Annotated in this window: 14 protein-coding genes; 11 read left to right on the top strand and 3 right to left on the bottom strand. The window is 62.2% G+C overall.

The genetic code is table 11. The features are described from left to right. Nucleotides 1–695: 695 nt before the first annotated feature. Nucleotides 696–2,732 (bottom strand): glycoside hydrolase family 20 protein, encoded by a 2,037-nt coding sequence (locus tag C8267_RS03445; protein ID WP_106633623.1) that lies wholly within the window; start codon nucleotides 2,730–2,732, stop codon nucleotides 696–698. Nucleotides 2,733–2,749: 17 nt separating this feature from the next. Beyond that, a complete protein-coding gene (locus C8267_RS03440) occupies nucleotides 2,750–5,077 on the bottom strand; it encodes a glycoside hydrolase family 20 protein (protein WP_106633622.1) in 2,328 nt (775 codons plus the stop codon). 254 nt (nucleotides 5,078–5,331) lie between these two features. Here C8267_RS03440 and C8267_RS03435 point away from each other — a divergent pair, with 254 nt between their 5' ends. From C8267_RS03435 to C8267_RS03405, 7 genes are all read left to right on the top strand, one after another. Continuing rightward, nucleotides 5,332–7,377, top strand: a complete 2,046-nt coding sequence (locus C8267_RS03435; RefSeq protein WP_106633621.1) for an alpha-L-fucosidase — start codon at nucleotides 5,332–5,334, stop codon at nucleotides 7,375–7,377. A 573-nt stretch (nucleotides 7,378–7,950) separates the two neighbouring features. After that, nucleotides 7,951–10,977, top strand: coding sequence for a SusC/RagA family TonB-linked outer membrane protein (locus C8267_RS03430; protein WP_106633620.1), 3,027 nt, complete (start codon nucleotides 7,951–7,953; stop codon nucleotides 10,975–10,977). Nucleotides 10,978–10,992: 15 nt separating this feature from the next. After that, entirely contained in the window at nucleotides 10,993–12,534 is a 1,542-nt protein-coding gene (locus tag C8267_RS03425) for a SusD/RagB family nutrient-binding outer membrane lipoprotein (protein ID WP_106633619.1), read from the top strand. 27 nt (nucleotides 12,535–12,561) lie between these two features. Further along, the gene (locus tag C8267_RS03420) at nucleotides 12,562–13,689 is read left to right on the top strand and encodes a glycoside hydrolase family 18 (protein ID WP_087361204.1); all 1,128 of its coding nucleotides are present in this window, start codon (nucleotides 12,562–12,564) and stop codon (nucleotides 13,687–13,689) included. 18 nt (nucleotides 13,690–13,707) lie between these two features. Further along, nucleotides 13,708–14,850, top strand: coding sequence for a DUF1735 and LamG domain-containing protein (locus tag C8267_RS03415; protein WP_087361202.1), 1,143 nt, complete (start codon nucleotides 13,708–13,710; stop codon nucleotides 14,848–14,850). Between the two features lie 52 nt (nucleotides 14,851–14,902). Next, complete coding sequence (locus C8267_RS03410; RefSeq protein ID WP_106633618.1) at nucleotides 14,903–15,346, top strand: DUF1735 domain-containing protein; 444 nt, start codon at nucleotides 14,903–14,905, stop codon at nucleotides 15,344–15,346. Beyond that, nucleotides 15,319–15,786 carry a discoidin domain-containing protein gene (locus tag C8267_RS03405; RefSeq protein WP_106633617.1) on the top strand — a complete coding sequence of 156 codons (468 nt, stop codon included), beginning with the start codon at nucleotides 15,319–15,321 and terminating at the stop codon, nucleotides 15,784–15,786. Before C8267_RS03410 ends, C8267_RS03405 begins: the two co-directional genes overlap by 28 nt. A gap of 223 nt (nucleotides 15,787–16,009) precedes the next feature. Here C8267_RS03405 and C8267_RS03400 read toward each other — a convergent pair whose 3' ends face one another. Beyond that, the gene (locus C8267_RS03400; RefSeq protein ID WP_106633616.1) at nucleotides 16,010–16,537 is read right to left on the bottom strand and encodes a GNAT family N-acetyltransferase; all 528 of its coding nucleotides are present in this window, start codon (nucleotides 16,535–16,537) and stop codon (nucleotides 16,010–16,012) included. 217 nt (nucleotides 16,538–16,754) lie between these two features. Here C8267_RS03400 and C8267_RS03395 point away from each other — a divergent pair, with 217 nt between their 5' ends. The 4 genes from C8267_RS03395 to C8267_RS03375 all read left to right on the top strand — a co-directional run bounded on the left by C8267_RS03395 (nucleotide 16,755) and on the right by C8267_RS03375 (nucleotide 20,327). Then, nucleotides 16,755–17,192: an Hsp20/alpha crystallin family protein gene (locus C8267_RS03395; RefSeq protein WP_087361194.1), complete on the top strand. Its 438-nt coding sequence runs from the start codon at nucleotides 16,755–16,757 to the stop codon at nucleotides 17,190–17,192. A 444-nt stretch (nucleotides 17,193–17,636) separates the two neighbouring features. Then, nucleotides 17,637–18,377 carry a (Fe-S)-binding protein gene (locus C8267_RS03385; protein ID WP_106633614.1) on the top strand — a complete coding sequence of 247 codons (741 nt, stop codon included), beginning with the start codon at nucleotides 17,637–17,639 and terminating at the stop codon, nucleotides 18,375–18,377. Next, on the top strand, nucleotides 18,374–19,759 hold the full coding sequence (locus C8267_RS03380) for a lactate utilization protein B (protein ID WP_106633613.1): 1,386 nt from the start codon (nucleotides 18,374–18,376) through the stop codon (nucleotides 19,757–19,759). The genes C8267_RS03385 and C8267_RS03380 overlap by 4 nt, the downstream gene beginning before the upstream one ends. Beyond that, a complete protein-coding gene (locus C8267_RS03375) occupies nucleotides 19,752–20,327 on the top strand; it encodes a LutC/YkgG family protein (RefSeq protein ID WP_106633612.1) in 576 nt (191 codons plus the stop codon). The genes C8267_RS03380 and C8267_RS03375 overlap by 8 nt, the downstream gene beginning before the upstream one ends. Nucleotides 20,328–20,341 lie beyond the last annotated feature (14 nt).

Below are 20,341 nucleotides of genomic sequence, written 5' to 3'. Positions count from 1 at the left end.
TGTTTATTGTGTGGTCCGTCGAGACCTCTTTCTACTATTATGCCTTATAACAAAATTACACATTTTTTTATTTATAACAAAATGATATTGTAATATCTTGCAAAACCGTGTACGATTCGTTCAAAATGATGTTTCATTTTACTTGTCCCGGGTTTTGTTACGCAATATGTTTTTTACTTTCATATTGCCTTCACGATTGTAACCGGCGGGGAGTGTTGACGTTGAGATTGAAATTTGGAAGCAGGTGCCTGTTTTCGAAACAGATGCAAAACACTTTCTTAAAATTTTTATTATCGTCTTTTTTAGGAATTGCCTGCCTGTCGGGAGCTCGTGGCGATGTTCTCTCGGTCGTTTTTACTGGTAGATACAGCCTCTCCGGGAGCGTCTGGAAAACTCTTTTTTCGCTGGACGAATATGTATAGCAGCCGCGTGCGCCGGAGCCTACATCGGACCTTTTGTCTCGTTTGGCGGCTCTCTGGAAGGGGGCGTCGGTTGCATGGCAGCGCAAAGTCAGACAGAACCCGCATCGCTGCATCGCGATGCGGGTTCTGTCGTAAAGTTCCGGGAAGCCCTCCCGTGGGGCGTATGCCGTTTGTCGCAGTTGTCGGTTCCGGACGGTATGGAGGTGCGGAGGCGAAGCTCTCTTTCGTTCCGGAGCGCCGGAAGCGTCCGAGAAGGGCGCTCACGGCGTCGGGTCAGAGCACCACGATTTCGTCGAGGAAGAGCCAGCCGCCCGGCGTGCCGTTCGAGCGGGCCACGCAGCGCAGGTAGCGCGCCGAGGTGCGGCCCGTGTAGGCGAAGGTCTTGAAGAGCAGGTCGGGGCACTCCGTCGAGATGTCGTTGCGCACCGTGGTCAGCCGCTCGAAGTGCTCGCCGTCCTGCGAGGCGTAGATTTCCACCTCGGAGGGCACCCAGACGTAGGGGCCCTTCGACTGCATGAAGGTGAGCCCCACGTAGTGCACCTCGGTCGGCTCCTCGAGGTCGACCGTCACGTCGACGTCCGAGTTGAGGAAACCCTGCCAGCGGCGGTCTCCGTAGGTCCATCCGCCAATCATGCCGTCGGTGAGCGTCGTCTCGCCCGCGGCGGCATACTTCTCGTGCCACGGCGTGCGGTACTCCACCCGCTTGCCGCGCGCCAGATGCTCCTTGGGTTCGAGGCTCTCGGGCCGCTCGCCGTATTCATGCTCCAGGTCGAAGGGGTTGTAACCTTCCTCGCGGAGCCACTCGACGGCGCCCAGTGCCCGGCGCAGGAAGTCGTCGTAGTCGCGTCGCTCGGGAAGGCTCCATCCCGCCTCGGCAATGGCCAGCACGCGGGGGTAGAGCATGTATTCGACGTGTTCGGGCGTGGGGATGTATTCGGTCCAGAGGTTGGCCTGCACGCCCAGCAGACGGGCCTGCTCTTCGGGCGTCAGCTCGGGGAAGCTCATCTCGAAGGAGTAGACCTTGCGCAGGGGCGTGTAGCCGCCGATGGAGAGCGGCTGGGTGAAGGGGGCATCCTGCGCATAGTCCAGGTAGCAGTACTCGCCCGGCGTCATGATGGCGTCGTGGCCCGCGCGGATGGCCTTCAGCCCCCCTTCAGCGCCGCGCCACGACATCACCGTGGCGTTGGGGGCCAGTCCCCCGTCGAGAATCTCGTCCCAGCCCAGCAGCCGGCGGCCGTGGTCGTTCAGGAAGCGCTCGATGCGGTGCACCAGATAGCTCTGCAGCCCGTCCACGTCGGCGATACCCTCGGCCTTCATGCGGGCCTGGCACTTCGGGCAGCTCTTCCAGGCGCCCTTGCCCGCCTCGTCGCCGCCGATGTGGATATACTCCGAGGGGAAGAGCTCCATGACCTCGGTCAGAACCTCTTCGAGGAATTCGAAGGTCTGCTCGTTGCCCGGGCAGAACTCCGAGTTGACGTAGGGCTTGCCGGCGCACGAGAGCTCGGGATAGGCGGCCAGCACCTCCTCGCTGTGGCCCGGCATCTCAATCTCGGGAATCACCGTGATGTGGAGCCGGCGGGCATGTTCGACAATCTCGCGGATATCCTCCTGGGTGTAGAAGCCGCCGTGGGCCTGCGGGTCCGAGGCCTCGCAGTAGTGGCGGTCGGCCGACCACCAGTCGAGCCACGTCCGGTAGGGGCGCCATGCGGCGAACTCCGTCAGACGGGGATAGCGCTTGATTTCAAGGCGCCACCCGGCACCGTCGGTCAGGTGGAAGTGCAGCCGGTTGAACTTGAAGTGCGCCATGGCATCCAGCTGCTTGAGTACGAACTCCTTCGACTGGAAGTTGCGGCTCACGTCGAGCATGATGCCGCGGTAGGGGAAGCGGGGGGCGTCCTCCACCCGGCAGCAGGGGATGCGCCACGAACCATCGGTCTGCTTCCCGGCCAGCTGCAGCAGCGTCTGCAGGGCGTAGAAGGCGCCCGCCTCGCTGCGCGCCTCGACGTTAATCCGCCGGGGAGTCACCTCGAGCGTGTAGCCCTCTTCGGCTGCTACCCGGCGCGGGTCGATGCGCAGCGTGAGCGCGCCGCCTCGGGGCGCTTCCTTGAGTGCGAAGGGGAGCGAGGCGATATACTGGGCGAGTTCGCCTTCGCGTGCGGCCCCCGTCAGGGAGAAGGTGGCGCCGGAGGTCAGCCGGTATTCGCCCGGCTGCTCCGTGAAGGAGGCTGGAGCCGGAATGACAGGGTGGCCCGATGCGGGCAGGAGTGCGGCCGTCAGGAGCGCGGCCAGCAGCAGTGCAAGTCGTTTCATGGGGGTGTCGGGTTGGGTTATTCGACTACGATTTCATCGACGAAGAGGTAGCCCTTCTTGCCGTGGGCGCCGTGCCATGCGGGAATCTCGCCGACGGTCTGGGCCTCGACGCGCAGGTAGCGGGCCGACGTTTCGGGGAAGGTCACCGTGTAGCTCTTCAGCCCGTCGGGATCGGCGGCCGTCTCCATCGGGATGTCAAGCGAGCCGGCGTCGGTGAAGTGCTCGCCGTCCTCCGAGACGCTGGCCTTGAGCGCCAGCGGCGCGAAGATGTCCATGCCCTTCTGGACGAGCGTGCCCAGACGCACCGAAGAGTACGAGGCCCCCTGCATGTCGATGGTCACGACCATCGGGTCGCCGAACCAGCCGGTCCAGTCGCCGTTCGAGTAGGTGAAATCGCTCTCGAAGCCGTCGACGAGCGTTTGGGGGGCGCCGTAGAGGTAGTTGTCGCGTGGCTGCGTGTTGAGGACGATGGGGTGGGCGAGCGCCTTGTTGGCCGTGAAGAGACGCGTGTAGGGGCGCACCTCGATGTTGTCGCGCAGGGCGATGGCCTGGAGCGTGCAGCCGGTGCGGATTTCAATCGGGGCAGTGTAGCGCGTGCTCTTGTCCGTGGGCTCCGAGCCGTCGAGCGTGTAGTAAATCGGGGCGTCGCCCTGCGTGAAGAGGGTCACCTCGACGCATCCCTTTTCGGGGTTGTTCCGCGTCTGGGCGCTCACGCCGAAGACATTTTTGGCGAAGTTGTATCCCCGCGCGCGGTAGATGTCGGTCAGGTGGGAGAGGCTTCCCAGGAAGCGCTCCCACGAGCGGTTGTCCGCCCGGCACCACTGCACCTCGGCAAGGGCCGCCTCACGCGGCAGCAGCATGTATTCGAGCTGCGACGAGGTGGGAATGTATTCGGTCCAGAGGTTGGCCTGCACGCCCAGGATGTGCGCTGCCTCCTCGGGCGTGAGCTCTCCCTCGAACGAGGGGTCGAACTCGTAGACGCGCTCCACGGGGATGTAGCCGCCGATGGCCAGCGGCTCGTTCTCGACGTCGCGCGCCTGATAGTAGTCGAAGTAGAGGTGCGAAGTGGGGGTCATGATAACGTCGTGGCCCATCTTGGCGGCCTTGATACCCCCTTCGGTTCCGCGCCACGACATGACCGTTGCGCTGGGCGAGAGTTCGCCCTCGAGAATCTCGTCCCAGCCGATGATGCGGCGGCCGTGGTCGGCGAGGAACTTTTCGACGCGCTTCGTCACGTAGCTCTGGAGGTAGTGCTCGGCCTTGAACTCGGCGTCATCCTTGAGTCCGAGCGCGCGGATGCGGGCCTGGCACTTGGGGCACTGCTCCCAGCGCTCCTTGGGGCACTCGTCGCCGCCGATGTGGATGTACTCCGAGGGGAAGAGCTCCATGACCTCGGTCAGAACCCCCTCGAGGAACTCGAAGGTCTTGTCGTTGCCGGCGCAGAGCACCTCCTTGGCCACGCCCCATTCGCTCCACACCTCGTAGGGGCCGCCCGTGCAGCCCAGCTCGGGGTAGGCGGCCAGTGCGGCGAGCATGTGGCCCGGAAGGTCGATTTCGGGAATCACCGTGATGCCGTTCTCGGCGGCGTAGGCCACCACGTCGCGCACCTCATCCTGCGTGTAGTATCCGCCGTAGGGGGTGTTGTCGGAGGAGCCCCACTGCTTGTCGACCATCGTATGGCGGCGGAGGGAGCCCACCTCCGTCAGACGAGGGTAGCGCTTGATTTCGAGGCGCCAGCCCTGGTCGTCGGTCAGGTGCCAGTGCAGCGTGTTGAGCTTGTGCAGCGCCATGATGTCGATGACGCGCTTCACCTCCTCGACCGGGAAGAAGTGGCGCGAGACGTCGAGGTGCTGTCCGCGGTAGGCGAAGCGGGGTGCATCCTCGATGCGGAGGCAGGGCATCGTCCATGCGACGGTCTCGGCGGCCGGTCCTTCGCCGTAGATGGCCACGGGCAGCAGCTGCTTCATCGTCTGGATGGCATAGAGCACGCCGCGCTGCGACGAGGCGCGCACCGTCACCAGCCGGCGCGTGACATCCAGACCGTAGCCCTCGGCCGGCTGGAGCGAATCGTAGAGGAAGAGGAATCCCTCCGCTGCGGAGTCTCCCGCGCTCATCTCCGACGGCTGGCCGCTGGTCGCCTCAAGCTGTTCGGCGAAGTGCCCGACGGCCTTGCGGGCCGCCTCGTCCAGCTGCGGGTCACAGGTGAAGGGTGCCCCTGCGGCGTGGAACTCGCCCGAGCGGGGTTCGAGCGAATTGGGATAGGGAATCAGGTCGTAGCTCCGGGTGTTGCCGGCGCATGCCGCCAGAAAGAGGCAGCACGACAGAAGGGTAGTCAGTCTGTTCATTAGGGTTTTGGGTTTGGTTGCTGCGCGGAGGCAGATGGTGCAAATATACGAAAATATGGCCGGAGGGCCAAACCTTTCCGGACGCTTTTCGTCCGGCGTCGGCCGATTCCCGGGCGTAGATGACGCCGCGTTGCGATTTTTTCGCTATTTTTGAAGTCCCGATGTTGCCGCATCGCCCGCTTTGCGCCCGACCTTCCGGGCCGGGGAGGCGGCAATGGAGGGATGATTGACCTCCGAACCCAAAAACCGCTTCGATGAAACATCTCTTTCCGCTTCTTCTGCTGCTTGCCGGCGCCTGCTCCCGCGTGGAGGCGCCCGCACCCGTAGGTCCCGTGCCCGATGCCCGGCAACTGGCCTGGCAGCGCCTCGAAACCTACGCCTTCGTCCACTACGGACTCAACACCTTCAACGACATGGAGTGGGGCTACGGCAATACGCCCGCCTCGACCTTCGACCCCGCGGCTCTGGACTGCGACCAGTGGGTCCGCACGCTCAAGGCGGCCGGCATGAAGGGGGTCATGCTGACGGCCAAGCACCACGACGGCTTCTGCCTCTGGCCCTCGGCCTATACCGACTACAGCGTGAAGAGCTCGCCGTGGCGCGATGGAAAGGGCGACCTGGTGCGTGAGCTCTCCGACGCCTGCCGCCGTCACGGGCTGCGCTTCGGCATCTACCTCTCGCCCTGGGACCGCCACCACGCCGAGTATGGCCGCGAGGCCTACGTGGAGTACTTCCACAACCAGATGCGCGAGCTGCTGACAAACTACGGCCCTCTGTTCGAGTACTGGTTCGACGGTGCCAACGGCGGCGACGGCTGGTATGGAGGCGCCGACGAGCGGCGCAGCATCGACGCGCGGAGCTACTATCGCTACGAGGAGGCCCGGGAGACGATTCGCTCGCTGCAGCCCGAGGCCGTCATCTTCGGCGGCACGTGCGCCGACATCCGCTGGATTGGCAACGAGGAGGGCTGGGCCGGCCAGACCAACTGGAGCTTCGTCAAGGGGGCGGGTGACCAGAACGTCAACGACTTCACGCACGGCGAGCGCGACGGCGACCACTGGCTGCCCGGCGAGGTCGATGTCTCGATTCGTCCCGGTTGGTTCTACCATCCGCGCGAGGATACCCAGCTGAAGAGCCTCTCGCAGCTGGTCGACATCTACTACCAGAGCGTGGGACGCAACGCCAACCTGCTGCTCAACTTCCCGGTCGACCGCTCGGGACGCATCGCGGCGGCCGACTCGGCCCGCATCGTCGCGTGGCGGCAGACGCTCGACGCCGAGTTCGCGCACGAGCTGTTGGCCGGAGCCGACGTCGAGGCCGACAACGTGCGCGGCGGTGCGCGCCGCTTCGCACCCGGCCGCACGACCGACGGCAACTGGGAGAGCTACTGGGCTACGGACGACGGCGTGACGGAGGGCGTGCTGACCTTCCGCTTCGAGGCGCCGCAGCATGTGAACCGCCTCCTGCTGCAGGAGTACATCCCGCTCGGGCAGCGCGTGGCGCGCTTCGCCGTCGAGTGGTCCGGCGACGACCGGGAGTGGCATCCGGTCGAGACCGGCGAGGAGCTGACGACCATCGGCTACAAGCGCATCATCCGCTTTGCGGGGGTCACGTGCCGGGCCTTGCGTGTCCGTTTCGAGGAGGCGCGCGGTCCGCTCTGCATCTGCAACGTCGAGGCCTACGACGCCCCCGTGCTGCTCGAGGAGCCGCGCATCGTGCGCGACGGCAGCGGCATGGTGACGCTCCGGGCGGGCGACCGCGGCGCCGAAATCCGCTATACGACCGACGGCACGCAGCCCGATGGCTCGTCGCCGCGTTACGAGGTCCCCTTCCTGCTGCCGGACAAGGGCGAGGTGCGGGCGCTGGTCCGTGACCCGCAGAGCGGCCGCATGAGCGAGGTTGCGGCCCGCCGTTTCGACATCCCCTGCGGCTCGTTCCGCGTCCGTGAACTGGAGCCCGGCGAGCAGGCCAAGATGTTCGACGGCGATGTCACGACGGCGGCCTACCTGCCCCGGGGCCTGAGGAGCTGCACGATTGACATGGGGTGCGAGCGGAGCCTTACGGGGTTTGCCTATACGCCCGACGCCGGGCGCTGGGGCAGCGGCGTGGTCACGCACTACCGGCTGTTGCTCGACGGCCGCAAGGTGGCCGAGGGGGAGTTTTCGAACATTGTGAACAATCCGGTGGAGCAGCTGGTTGAGTTCGCTCCGCAGCGGGGCCGCGTGCTCCGCTTCGAGGCGTGCGCGCTTGCCTCGGGCGACGCCCCCTCCATCGCCGAATTCTCCGTCAGGACCGAATAGGGTATACCCTTCCCTGGAGCGTCAAGCGCCCGGAGCCGAATAGGCTCCGGGCGCTTTTTTCGTTCTGCGGGAGAGGGGCGTATGGCGGGGCGCCGTTTGCCCGGTTTGCGAATGTCGCCGTATGAGGCTTTTCTCCGAGTTGCGCTCCGAGTTGCATCCCGGGTGGCGCAAACGTTCCGTTTGAGCGGGAAAAAGGTTGCTGAGTAAAAAAAATATAGGAAAGAAAGACTCTTTTTTTTACGCCTGCTAAAACGTTTAATCTGAATTGTGATGGCCATTTTGAGGTGAGGCGGTCCTTGATGTCCCGGTCGGGGTATTTGTTTTATTTAGAAAGAATGGTATATTTGTTTTGCGGCGTATGTCAAAATTAAAAAACGGGCCGAGTGTACGTTGAAAAAAACGAGCATAATAGAGATAACTTTTTAAAATAAATAAAAACCGAAGCCTATTATGAACAAACACGCAAAAAACTTCACCGATTGTCGGAAAAACGGAACCAAACCCTCATGGTTCCGGCTTTTTCCATGATTCACCCAAACAGTATGCTTATGTTTAATTTTAACGGTCTTAATTATGTGGAAATCGATTAAGTTAATGCTCGCCACGTGCTGTGCGGCCCTTGTCGTCGGCATATTCGGTGCATTCGCCCAGAACGGAGGCGAAAACTCCGTCCAGGGTATCGTCAAGGACGCCGCCGGCCCGATTGTCGGTGCGACGGTCATCACGCAGGACGGTTCGTCGGGTACGACGACCACCATGGACGGAAGCTTCACCCTTTCGCGGGTCAAGCCGGGCGACGTGATTGTCATCTCGTTCATCGGCTACCAGACCCAGGAGATTCCCTACGTCGGACAGACGATGCTCGACGTGACGCTCCAGGAGGAGGCTACGGCCCTCAACGCCGTCGTCGTAACGGCCATGGGTATCAAGCGCGAGGAGAAGGCGCTGTCGTATAACGTGCAGCAGGTCAAGTCCGATGAAATCACGACGGTCAAGGATGCCAACTTCATGAATTCGATGGTGGGCAAGGTGGCCGGTGTGACCATCAACTCGTCGGCCGTCGGCGCCGGCGGTTCGGCCCGCGTGGTGATGCGCGGTACCAAGTCGCTGACCAAGAGCAACAACGCCCTTTACGTGATTGACGGTATCCCGATGTTCAACACCTCGACCGGCGCCTCCGACATCTCGGTGCTCTCCGACCAGCCCGGTTCGGACGCCGTTGCCGACCTCAACCCCGAGGACATCGAGTCCATCAACATGCTGACGGGTCCCTCGGCAGCCGCCCTCTACGGTTCGGATGCCGCCTCGGGCGTGGTGCTCATCAACACCAAGCGCGGAACGAAGGACAAGACGACGGTCACCTACTCGAACAACACGACCTTCTCGCTGCCCTACATGATGCCGAAGTTCCAGAACAGCTACGTCAATGCGGCCGGCGCACTCGAGAGCTGGGGCGCCAGACAGCACAGCAGCTACAACCCCGAGGACTTCTTCAACACGGGAACCAACGTCATCAACTCGGTGGTCTTCACGACGGGTACCTCGCGGAACCAGACCTACGTCTCGGCCTCGACGACCAACACCTCGGGTCTGCTGCCCAACACGAAGTACGAGCGCTACAACTTCACCTTCCGCAACACGTCGTCGTTCCTCAAGGACAAGCTGACGCTCGATGTGGGCGGCAGCTACATCATCCAGAACGACCGCAACCTTACGGCCCAGGGACAGTACTACAACCCGCTGACGTCGCTCTACCTCTTCCCGCGCGGCGACAACTTCGACGAGGTGCGCAACTTCGAGCGCTACAACGCGGCACGTGAGGTCTACGAGCAGTACTGGCCCTACACCACGGCCGGTATCGGTCTGCAGAACCCCTACTGGGTAGCCTACCGCATGGTGCGCGAGAACAACAAGAAGCGCTACATGTACAACGCCACGCTCAAGTATCAGATTACCGACTGGATGGACATCTCGGGACGTGCCAAGGTCGACAACACGACCAACCGCTACACGTTCAAGAAGTACGCCACGACGGATGCCATCTGGGCCAGCGAGAACGGCGGCTATCAGGACGAGCAGAGCACCTACCAGAGCTTCTACGGCGACGTGATGCTCAACATCAACAAGACGTGGAACGACTGGTCGCTGTCGGCCAACATCGGCGGCTCGATTAACGACCAGCGCTACCAGATGATTGGCCATGCGGGCAACCTGCGCGACGCCAACCTCTTTGCCGTCCACAACCTCGACTACACGACCAAGTACAAGCCCAAGCAGGCCGGCTGGCACGACCAGGTTCAGTCGGTGTTCGCCAACGTCGAGGTGGGCTGGCGCTCGATGCTCTACCTGACCGTTACGGGCCGCAACGACTGGGATTCGCGCCTGGCCGGTTCGAAGGAGTCGTCGTTCTTCTATCCTTCGGTGGGTCTTTCGGCCGTCGTTTCGAACATGTTCGACGCTCCGCGCTGGCTCTCCTTCCTGAAGGTGCGCGGTTCGTATGCCGAGGTGGGTAGCGCCTTCGACCGCTTCCTGACGCGTTCGTCGTATCCCTTCAACGAGGAGTCGAAGAACTGGGAGACGCTTGCCCGTTATCCGGTCTACGAGCTGAAGCCCGAAAAGACCAAGTCGTGGGAGGTCGGTGTGAACGCCAAGTTCCTCAACAAGATTTCGTTCGACTTCACCTACTACCGTTCGCACACCACCAACCAGACCTTCAACGTGCCGCTGTCGGCATCGTCGGGTTACGACTACGTGCCCATCCAGAGCGGTGACATCCAGAACCAGGGTATCGAGATGGGCATCGGCTACAACAACAAGTGGGGTGACTTCACCTTCAGCACCAACTACAACTTCACGTGGAACCAGAACAAGGTGATTCGCCTGGGCGGCGGCGTCGTGAACCCCGCAACGGGCGAAGTGGTCGAGATGGAGACCTGGGAGCAGGGCAACTTCGGCAACCTCGACGCCCGCGTCATCCTCAAGGAGGGCGGCTCGATGGGCGACGTCTATGCCGCGCACGTGCTGGCCACCGATTCGAACGGCAACATCAAGGTTGACCCGCAGACCGGCGCCATCTCGATGATGGCCAAGGATGTGAAGCTGGGTTCGATTCTTCCCGACTTCAACATGGGCTGGAGCAACAACTTCGACTACAAGGGCATCAATCTGGGTGTGACCTTCTCGGCCCGCATCGGCGGTATCGCCCTCTCGAGCACCGAATCGTTCCTCGACCAGTACGGCGTATCGGAGCGTTCGGGCAAGGCGCGCGACAACGGCGGTGTGCCGGTCAACTACGGCAAGGTCGATGCCAAGACCTACTATCAGGGAATCGCCGGCTACGGCGCCTACTACGCCTACAGTGCGACGAACGTCCGTCTGCAGGAGCTCTCGCTGGGATATACGCTTCCCGCAAAGTGGTTCCGCGACAAGGTGCGGATGACCGTTTCGTTCGTGGGCCGCAACCTGTGGATGATTTACTGCAAGGCTCCGTTCGACCCCGAGGTGACCGCTTCGACGACGAACAACTACTACCAGAGCTACGATTACTTCATGCTCCCGAGCACGCGTAATTTAGGTTTCAGCGTCAAACTCCAATTCTAAAAAATGTTCCCGATTATGAAAAAGGTATTGAAATATATTGTAGGCGTTGCTTTGCTGCCGCTGGCCTTAGCCGGATGTACCAGCAACTTCGACGAATACAACACCAACCCCTACGAACCGACGACGCTCGACGTCCGTCAGTTCTTCGCGGAGATGCAGGACTGCTTCGCGTCGCCCGAAGAGAACCCCTACCAGCGGAACGCTACCTTCTGGGCCTGTTTCGGCGGATACATCACCGCACCGCACAGCTGGTCGCGTTCGACGCTCTATTCGACCTGGAACATCGACGACGACTGGAACAAGTGGACCGTCGACTGGTATTACACCAAGTTCTATCCCTCCTATTTCCAGGTGGAGAACTACACCGAGAAGCAGGGCCAGTACTATGCGCTGGCGGTGCTGCACCGCGTGGCCGTGATGCAGTATGTGCTCAACCTCCAGGGCCCGCTGCCCTATTCGCAGGTGACCAACGGCAAGTATGCCGTCCCCTACGACGACGAGAAGACGGCCTGGCACCAGATGTTCGACGACCTGGATTTCGCCATCGCCGAGCTCTCCAACGCCATCGACCCCAACTACCGTCCGATGTCGGGCTACGACCGTGTCTACAACGGTGACTACGAGAAGTGGGTCAAGTTCGCCAATTCGCTCAAGCTGCGCATGGCCATCCGCATCTCGGGCGTCGATGCCGAGTACGCCAAGCAGCAGGCCCTGTCGGCCGTCAACCATCCCATTGGCGTGATGACCTCGAACAGCGACAGCGCTTATGACAACCTCAACGGTCGTTTCCCGAACGGTTTCTACCAGGTGGGTACGGGCTGGGGCGAGGCTCGTCTGAATGCCTCCATCACCGCCTACATGAACGGCTACGAGGACCCGCGTCGCGAGAAGCTCTTCACCGAGGCTACCGTTGCCGACACCTCCGGCTACATCGGCGTGCGTTCGGGCATCGCCGGCGCCAACAAGGCCGACTTTGCCGAGTACTCCCAGTGGAACGTAACCTCGACCACCCCCATCCCCTTCTTCGTTGCCGCCGAGGTGGCCTTCCTGCGTGCCGAGGGTGCGCTGCTGGGCTGGGACATGGGCGGCACGGCACAGCACTGGTATGAGGAGGGTATCCGTCTGGCCTTCTCCGAGGTGGGAGCCCAGGGTGCCGAGGACTACATCGCCAACAGCACGGCCAAGCCGGGCAACTACGTCGACCCGAAGAACAGCGCCTACAACTACAATAACCGCAGTACGATACCCATTGCCTGGAGCGCCGTTTCGTCCAACGAGGAGCACCTCGAGCAGATTATCACCCAGAAGTGGATTGCCAACTTCCCCAACGGACTCGAAGGGTGGTGCGACTTCCGTCGCACGGGTTATCCCTACCTCTTCCCGGCCTACAACAACCAGTCGACGCAGGGCGTGACCAACGAGCGCCAGCAGCGCCGTCTGCGCTTCTCGCTCTCGGAGTACCAGACCAACAACGCGAACGTGACGGCGGCCGTCGGCATGCTGAGCAACGGTCAGGATTCGGACAACACCGACCTGTGGTGGGCCAAGAAGAATTGAGTATAAACCTTAGATTCGAACAAGACTATGAAAAAGAAGATATTGAATCTGGGCATCCTGGCATTTGCCGCGGCGCTTGTGGCGGGCTGCAGCGACTGGACCGAAGCGGAGCCCAACAACTACTTCGAACCTCGCCCCGCCGAGTATTACGAGCAGCTGCGCGAGTGGAAGAAGACCGACCATTCGGTGACCTTCGGCTGGTTCGGCAACTGGACCGGTCAGGGTGCGTCGCCCGTCAACTGTCTGATGGGTCTGCCCGACAGCGTCGATTTCGTCTCGATGTGGGGCAACTGGTATGGCCTTTCGCCCGAGAAGTGGGCCGACAAGCGCGAAGTGAAGAGCAAGAAGGGCACGCGTGTGACCATCTGCTTCATCGTGGCCAACTGCGGTGACCAGACGACTCCCCAGTCGGTGCGCGACAACTGGCAGGCCAACGGCTTTGCCAGCGAGGATGCGGCGGTGAAGGACTTCTGGGGCTGGGTGGACGGCGACCAGGCCGCCATCGATGCCGCCATCGCCAAATATGCAAAGTCGATTGTCGATACGATTGACAAGTACGACTGGGACGGCTTCGACTTCGACTACGAGGCCAACTACGGTTCGCCGGGCAACATTGCCGGTCCGTACCTCGGCGACTCGGGCGACCCCGAAACGAACCGCCAGCGCACGAACTTCCTGACCTTCGTCAAGGAGCTGGGCAAGTACCTCGGACCCAAATCGGGAACGGACCGCCTGCTGGTCATCGACGGCGAACCGCAGAACATGCATCCCGATGCGCGTGACTACTTCGACTACTACATCATCCAGGCCTACGCCTGCTACTCCTACTCGAATCTGGACTCCCGCTACGAGAAACTGCTCCGGGGTCTTGAGGTCGGGGACGACGAGGCGCTCAAGCAGATGGTGACCGAGCGGTTGATTTGGTGCGAGAACTTCGAGAGCTACGCTGCCGACGGCGGTGTGACCCACACCACGCGCGACGGCCAGACGGTCAATTCGCTCAAGGGCATGGCCATGTGGGAGTCGCAGTACGGCTACCGCAAGGGCGGTGTCGGAACCTACCACATGGAGTATGAGTACAGTCTTGCCGGCCACTCGATTGAGTACCCCTATCTGCGTGAGGCTTCGGCCATCATGAATCCTCCCATGAAATAACAAAGCGAGCAAAAGGTTATGAAAAAGAACAGAATCTATATCGGATTAGCCCTCTGCCTGGCGGCCGTGCTGGGTACGGGGTGCGAAGATGCCAATTACGATACGATTGACAACGGGCTCTACATCAAGGAGGCATTCAGCTCCAAGGGCCTCACGTCGAGCAAGATTACGGTCGATGCCGAGGATGTGACGGTGACGCTTACCCCGTCGCTTTCGCGTCCGCTCTCGTCGGATGTCACGGTGAAGCTGGAAATCGACCCGACGCTGCTCGAGACCTACAATGCGGCCAATGCAAGCAGCTATCAGGTGCTTCCGGCCGAGTACTATGAGATGCCGGCCGAGGGTGTCATCCAGGCCGGATTCACCAGCGGTGACGCGATGGTCATCACGGTGAAGCCCTTCGAGGCGGAGGATGGCGCCCAGTATGCCCTGCCGCTCAAGGTCGTTTCGCCGCAGATGAACTCGCTGCCCTCTTCGTCGAAGTATCTGGTGCTCTGCGACCAGCCTCTTGTCCAGTCGGTTCCCTACATGGACTACACGTCGCACCTCAAGTGCGAGCCGCTTGACGGAAGCGGCGAGATGGCCCGCAACTGGGGACTCAGCCTCAACGAGTGGTCGCTCGAATTCTGGGTATGGATGGACGGCTTTGCCATCAACAACCAGGCGCTCTTCGATTCGAACGACATCTACATCCGCTTCGGCGATGCGATGATTGACTTCGACCTGCTGCAAATCAAGACGCTCGGCACGCAGGTGAATACCGTATCGCACTTCACGCCCGAGACGTGGACGCATGTGGCCATTACCTTCGATACGGCCGGTCTGCTGACGATTTATGTCAACGGTGTGAAGGATGTGACGCTCCAGACCAAGGGCGGTTCGGTTCCCGTGGACTACCTCCAGATGGTATGCTCGGGTGCCACCTACTTCCGCAACCATTGCATGATGGCGCAGGTCCGCTTCTGGAAGAAGTGCATCTCGGCCAGCCAGATTGAGTCGAACCGCTACTACTCGATTGCGCCGACCGACGACATGGTGGGTTACTGGCGCATGGACGAGGGCAGCGGCGACATCTGCAGCGACTGCACCTCGAACGGTCGTCATGCCCATGCCAGCGCTCCGCTGACGTGGCGTGAGAACCAGCGTTTCGACGGCAAATAGTCTTTAACGGTAATGTAAATTGAAAACGGATATGAAAAAATATTGAAAATACATGGCGTTTGCAGCTGTAGCCCTCCTCGGTGTGGGGGCTGCGGCCTGCAGCGACGACGAAGGGGACACCTCGTGGTTTGAAACATACGCTTACCTGGTGCCCGAGCATCTTGGTATCCTCGACAAGTCGGTGACGCTCAGCCATACGGCTGCGGGCATCACGGGCGACGCGTCGCTGGTCTTCAGCGTCGGCCTGAACAAGGCCGCGGCGAAGGACCTGACCTTCTCGTTTGATGTTGTTGCCAGTGAGACGCTGCCTGAAAATGCGGTTGCCCTTTCGAAACAGGAGGTGACCGTTCCGGCCGGCGAGCTTGTCTCGGCTCCCGTGACACTCTCCGTTTCCGACTGGAGCTTTGCCGCCGATATGCGCGACAAGGCGGAGTATTCGATTGCCGTCTCCCTTGCGCAGACCCCGGCGTGGAGCTGGGGCGTCAGAATCTGCTGACGCTCGACATCACGAAGAACGCCTATCTGAATCTCAAGGCCGAGGCTCCGGCCAACCCCAAGCAGATTGACCGTACGAACTGGGTATGCTCGAAGATGGATGGCATCGAGGGTGACGCCAACGTATTGAAGGGCACGGCCGGCGGCGATGTGGCTTCGAACTCCGCACCCTGGTGGGTGATGGTCGACATGGCGGCAACCCACACCCTCATCGGTGCCAAGACCACCCATTGGGCTTCGGCCTTCGCTCCCACGCAGATTGAGGTGGAGACCTCGGCCGACGGGACGAACTGGACGAGCCACGGTGTGCTTGACGTCTGGGGCGGAACGCAGAACTGGAGCTTCATCGAGCCCGTGACGTGCCGCTACCTCCGTTATACGGCTCTTGCTCCGAATTCGCGCACGGACATCACCGGCATGTTCCTCTACGAGGCCCAGTAGCCAATCGGGCATTCATTCAAGGAGCCGCCTTCCGAACGGGAGGCGGCTCCTTTTTTGTTACCCTGCAGGTGTCCCGCAGACGGCCGTATGGGGCTGTTGTACGACCTCTGCACCGTGGCGGCAGGAAGCGACGGCCGGAGGCGGCAGCGGCTGCAGAATCGCCCGTTTGGGACCTTAACGTCCTGTCTGACGGCGGGGAGGCGGCTGTTGGTGTGGGGGGCGGCTATTGTCGGCGCAGCACCTTCTCAAAGGCTTCGCGGTGCTCCGCTCCGTAGCGGATTTCGCCGCAGCGGACGAATCCCGCCTCGGCGAGCAGTGCGAGCATGTCGGCGTTGTCGAAGTTGGTGTCGACGCGGAAGCTGCCGATGCCGCGCGTGAGGGCCAGTGCCTCGACGCGCTGCATGAACCGGCGCGCCACGCCCTGTCGGAGCCGCTCCTCGGCCACGGCCAGCCGGTGGACCATGACGTAGGGGCCTGTGGTCAGCCACCGCCCCTCGATGGCCTCGTAGGCCGGTTCGCCCTCGAAGAGCACGGCGCCGTAGGCCACCGTGAGCCCCGTCTCCGCCTCCGCAAGCAGATGGCCGTAGCCCCGCTCGATGTCGCGCAGGATGTCCGCCGCAGCGGGGTAGCCGTTCTGCCACTGGCTGCTCCCGCGGGCCCGCATGCGGGCCTGTGCCGCGCGGATAATCTCCATGATGCGCCCGAGGTCGGCCTCCGCGGCGGGCCGGAACAGAAGTTGGTCGTGTGTCATGCCGCAAAGGTAGCGATTCTTCGGCCAAGTTGCGACGAAATGGCGTGCGGAGTCTTTCTTTGTCATGACGAATCGTCCGCTTTTGTGACAATTTGTGACACACTGTGCGCTTTGGCCTTCTGGCACGGCATTTGACCATATTGGGGGCGAAGCCGCTCCGAAAGGGGCGGGTCCAAAAAAGCAAATGTTGAACTAAAATAAATAGGAGGACAAAACTATGGTACCTGCAAGACGTAACAATCAGAATTGGTTGCCGAGTATTTTCAATGATTTCTTCGACAATGAGTGGCTTGAGAAGCGCAACACGACCTCTCCGGCCGTCAACATCATCGAGAATGAGGACGAGTTCCGCATTGAGGTGGCAGCGCCGGGCATGACCAAGGAAGACTTCCATGTCGACGTCAACCCCGACAACGAGCTGGTCATCTCGATGGAGAAGAAGAACGAGGAGAAGGAGGAGGATCCCAAGAAGAAGGGTACCTACCTGCGTCGCGAGTTCTCGTACAGCCGCTTCCAGCAGAGCCTGCTGCTGCCTGACAACGTCGAGACCGAGAAGATTTCGGCCAAGGTCGAGCACGGAGTGATGACCATCGACATTCCCAAGAAGAAGGTCGAGGAGAAGGCTCCTGCATCGCGTCGCATCGAAATCAAATAATCGTCGCAGCCAAGCCGAACGAGGGAGAATTCCTGCAAGGGGATTCTCCCTTTTTTTGTGCCCTGCGGGGCCGGACCGGGAGCGGGCGGTTGCCGCGCCTTTGTCGATGCGGACCGGGCCGGAGGAGGGGGAGGTCGCTGCGGAGTTGGGCTGGGGCCCGAACCGACTCATTGCCGCCTCGGGGTAGCGGGGTGGTGCACCGGGGGCGGAATTGAGCGCGGCGGCGGGGATGTCGACCGCCTGGCGCGCTTCGGCCGGAAGCGCTCCTGCGGCATCCGGCGCCCGTGCCCGACGGTTGCGTGCGGGGAGGGGAACGGAAAAATTCGACCGGCAACGGCGAAAATCGGGCCGTTCGATATCAAGTTGGCGCAATTCACGCTATCTTTGAGGCCGGTTTTTGCGCCATACAGACAAACATATCCGTAACCTTACAAAGAACAATCGATGAAAGTCGGACTCTTTATCCCCTGTTATATCAACGCGCTCTACCCCCAGGTGGCGCGCGCCTCCTACGAACTGCTCGTTCGGCTGGGGTGCGACGTGGAGTATCCGCTCGACCAGACCTGCTGCGGCCAGCCGATGGCCAACGCCGGGTTCGAGCAGGATGCCAAACCGCTGGCTGAACGGCTGAACGACCTCTTCGCACGCTTCGACTACGTGGTGGCCCCCTCGGCCAGCTGCGTGGTCTTCGTCAAGGAGGGTTATCCCCGGCTGCTGGAGCACTACGACGAGCATGCCTGCGTCGATTCTCGCATCTGGGAAATCTGCGAATTCATCCACGACGTCGTCCGCCCCGAGCGGCTCGACGCCCGCTTCCCCCACCGGGTGAGCCTCCACAACTCCTGCCACGGCGTGCGCCGGCTGGGCCTTTCGTCGCCCAGCGAGCGGCACGAGCCCTACCTCTCGAAGCTGCGCGACCTGCTCGAGATGGTCGACGGCATCGAGGTCCGCGAACCCGCGCGGCGCGACGAGTGCTGCGGCTTCGGCGGCATGTTCTCCGTCGAGGAGAACGCCGTGTCGTGCGCCATGGGACGCGACAAGGTGCGCGACCACATGTCAACGGGCGCCGAATACATCACGGGCGCCGACTCCTCCTGCCTGATGCACATGCAGGGGGTCATCGACCACGAGAAGCTCCCCGTGAAGACCATCCACATTGTCGAAATTCTCAATTCGCACTCATGAGCAGCCATTCCAAAGCAGCAAAGCGGTTCGTAGCCGACGCCGAACGCATGGCGTGGCACGACCGGGCGCTTTACGCCGTGCGCGAAAAGCGCGACCGGATGGCGCATACGGTTCCCGAGTGGGAGTCGCTGCGCGAGACGGCATCCGCCATCAAACGACATACGCTCAGCCGTCTGGGCCACTACCTCGAACTCTTCGAGCGCAACGCCACGGCCAACGGCATCGAGGTCCACTGGGCCGAGGATGCCGCCGAGATGAACGCCACGGTGTGGCGCCTGGTCCAGGAGCACGGCGGGCAGAACCTCATCAAGAGCAAGTCGATGCTCTCGGAGGAGTGCGGCCTGACCCCCTACCTGCGCGAGCGCGGGGTCGATGCCGTCGAGAGTGACCTGGGCGAGCGCATCATGCAGCTGCTGAAGCTCCCCCCGAGCCACATCGTGCTGCCGGCCATCGGCGTGCGGCGCGAGGAGGTCGGCGCGCTCTTCACTCGCGAGATGGGCACCGAACCGGGCAACAGCGACCCGACCTACCTGACCCATGCGGCGCGGCGCAACCTGCGCGCCAAGTTCCTCGGGGCCGACATCTCGATGACGGGCGTCAACTTCGCCGTCGCCGAGACGGGCGCCCTGGCCGTCTGCACGAACGAGGGCAATGCCGACCTTGGCACCTCGTTCTGCGACCTGCACATCGCCATCATGGGGCTCGAGAAGGTGATTCCCGACATGCGGGCGCTGGGCGTCTTCACGCGGCTGCTGGCCCGCTCGGGTACGGGACAGCCCGTGACCACCTACACCTCGCTCTACCGCCGTCCCGCCCCCGGCAAGCGCATCCACGTCATCATCGTCGACAACGGCCGTACGGAGTGGCTGGCCAACGAGGCGCACCGCAACATGCTCAAGTGCCTGCGCTGCGGCGCCTGCATGAACACCTGCCCGGTCTATCGCCGCTCGGGCGGATACTCCTACTCCTACTTCATCCCCGGACCGCTGGGCATCAACCTCTCGATGCTGCGCTCGCCCAAGCTCCACCACGGCAACGTCTCGGCCTGCTCGCTCTGCTACTCCTGCTCGCACGTCTGCCCGGCGAAAATCGACCTGGGCGAACAAATCTACCTCTGGCGCCAGCAGCTCGACCGCGACCATCTGGCCGACCCCGCCAAGAAGGCGGCCGTCAAGGCGATGGACGTCATCATGCGCTCGCCGCGCTGCTTCTACGGCGGCATTGCGCTGGCCCGCGTGGCCGAACACCTCCCGGCGTGGATGCTCGACAACGGGCTGAATCCCTGGTGTGCTCCGGGACGTGCCATGCCCCGTTTCGCACCCCATACCTTCAATGCCCTCTGGAAGCGGGGCGGAATCGAAAAAACGACCGACCATGAATAGCAAAGCGAAGATTCTCGAGCGCATCGCCCGTGACGGCATGCCCGAATACCCCTATCCCCAGTTTGACTTCACGCCGCAGCGTTTCGACGACCGTGCGGCCACCTTCGCCGAGCGGCTCGCCGCTGCCGGGGGCCGGGCCGTATGGGTCGAGGAGGGTGAATCGCTCGCCGCTGCCGTGCGCCGCTGCTATCCCGAGGTGCGGCAGATTGCCTCGACGATGCCCGATGCCGGAGCGACGATGAATCCCGACGAGGCGGAGGATGCCCGCTCGCTGGTCGACGTCGAGCTGGCCGTTGTCGAGGGTTGCTTCGGCGTGGCCGAGAACGGTGCCGTATGGATTCGCCAGAACATCCGCCACAAGGCGCTCTACTTCGGGGCCACGGCGCTGCTCATCGTCATCCCGCGCGACGCGCTGGTCGATACGATGCACGAGGCGGTCGTGCGGCCCGATGTGGCTGACTTCGATTACGGCTGCTTCGTCTCGGGCCCCTCGAAGACGGCCGACATCGAGCAGGCGCTGGTCTTCGGCGCCCACGGCCCCATGTCGGTGACGGTGCTGCTGCGGTAGTGCGCCGCGCGGAT

The organism is Alistipes sp. Marseille-P5061 (genome assembly GCF_900290115.1).
In the GTDB taxonomy this organism is placed as follows: domain Bacteria; phylum Bacteroidota; class Bacteroidia; order Bacteroidales; family Rikenellaceae; genus Alistipes; species Alistipes excrementigallinarum.
The sequence above is the reverse complement of the archived record's forward strand: the minus strand, read 5'-3'. Positions and strand labels throughout refer to the sequence as shown.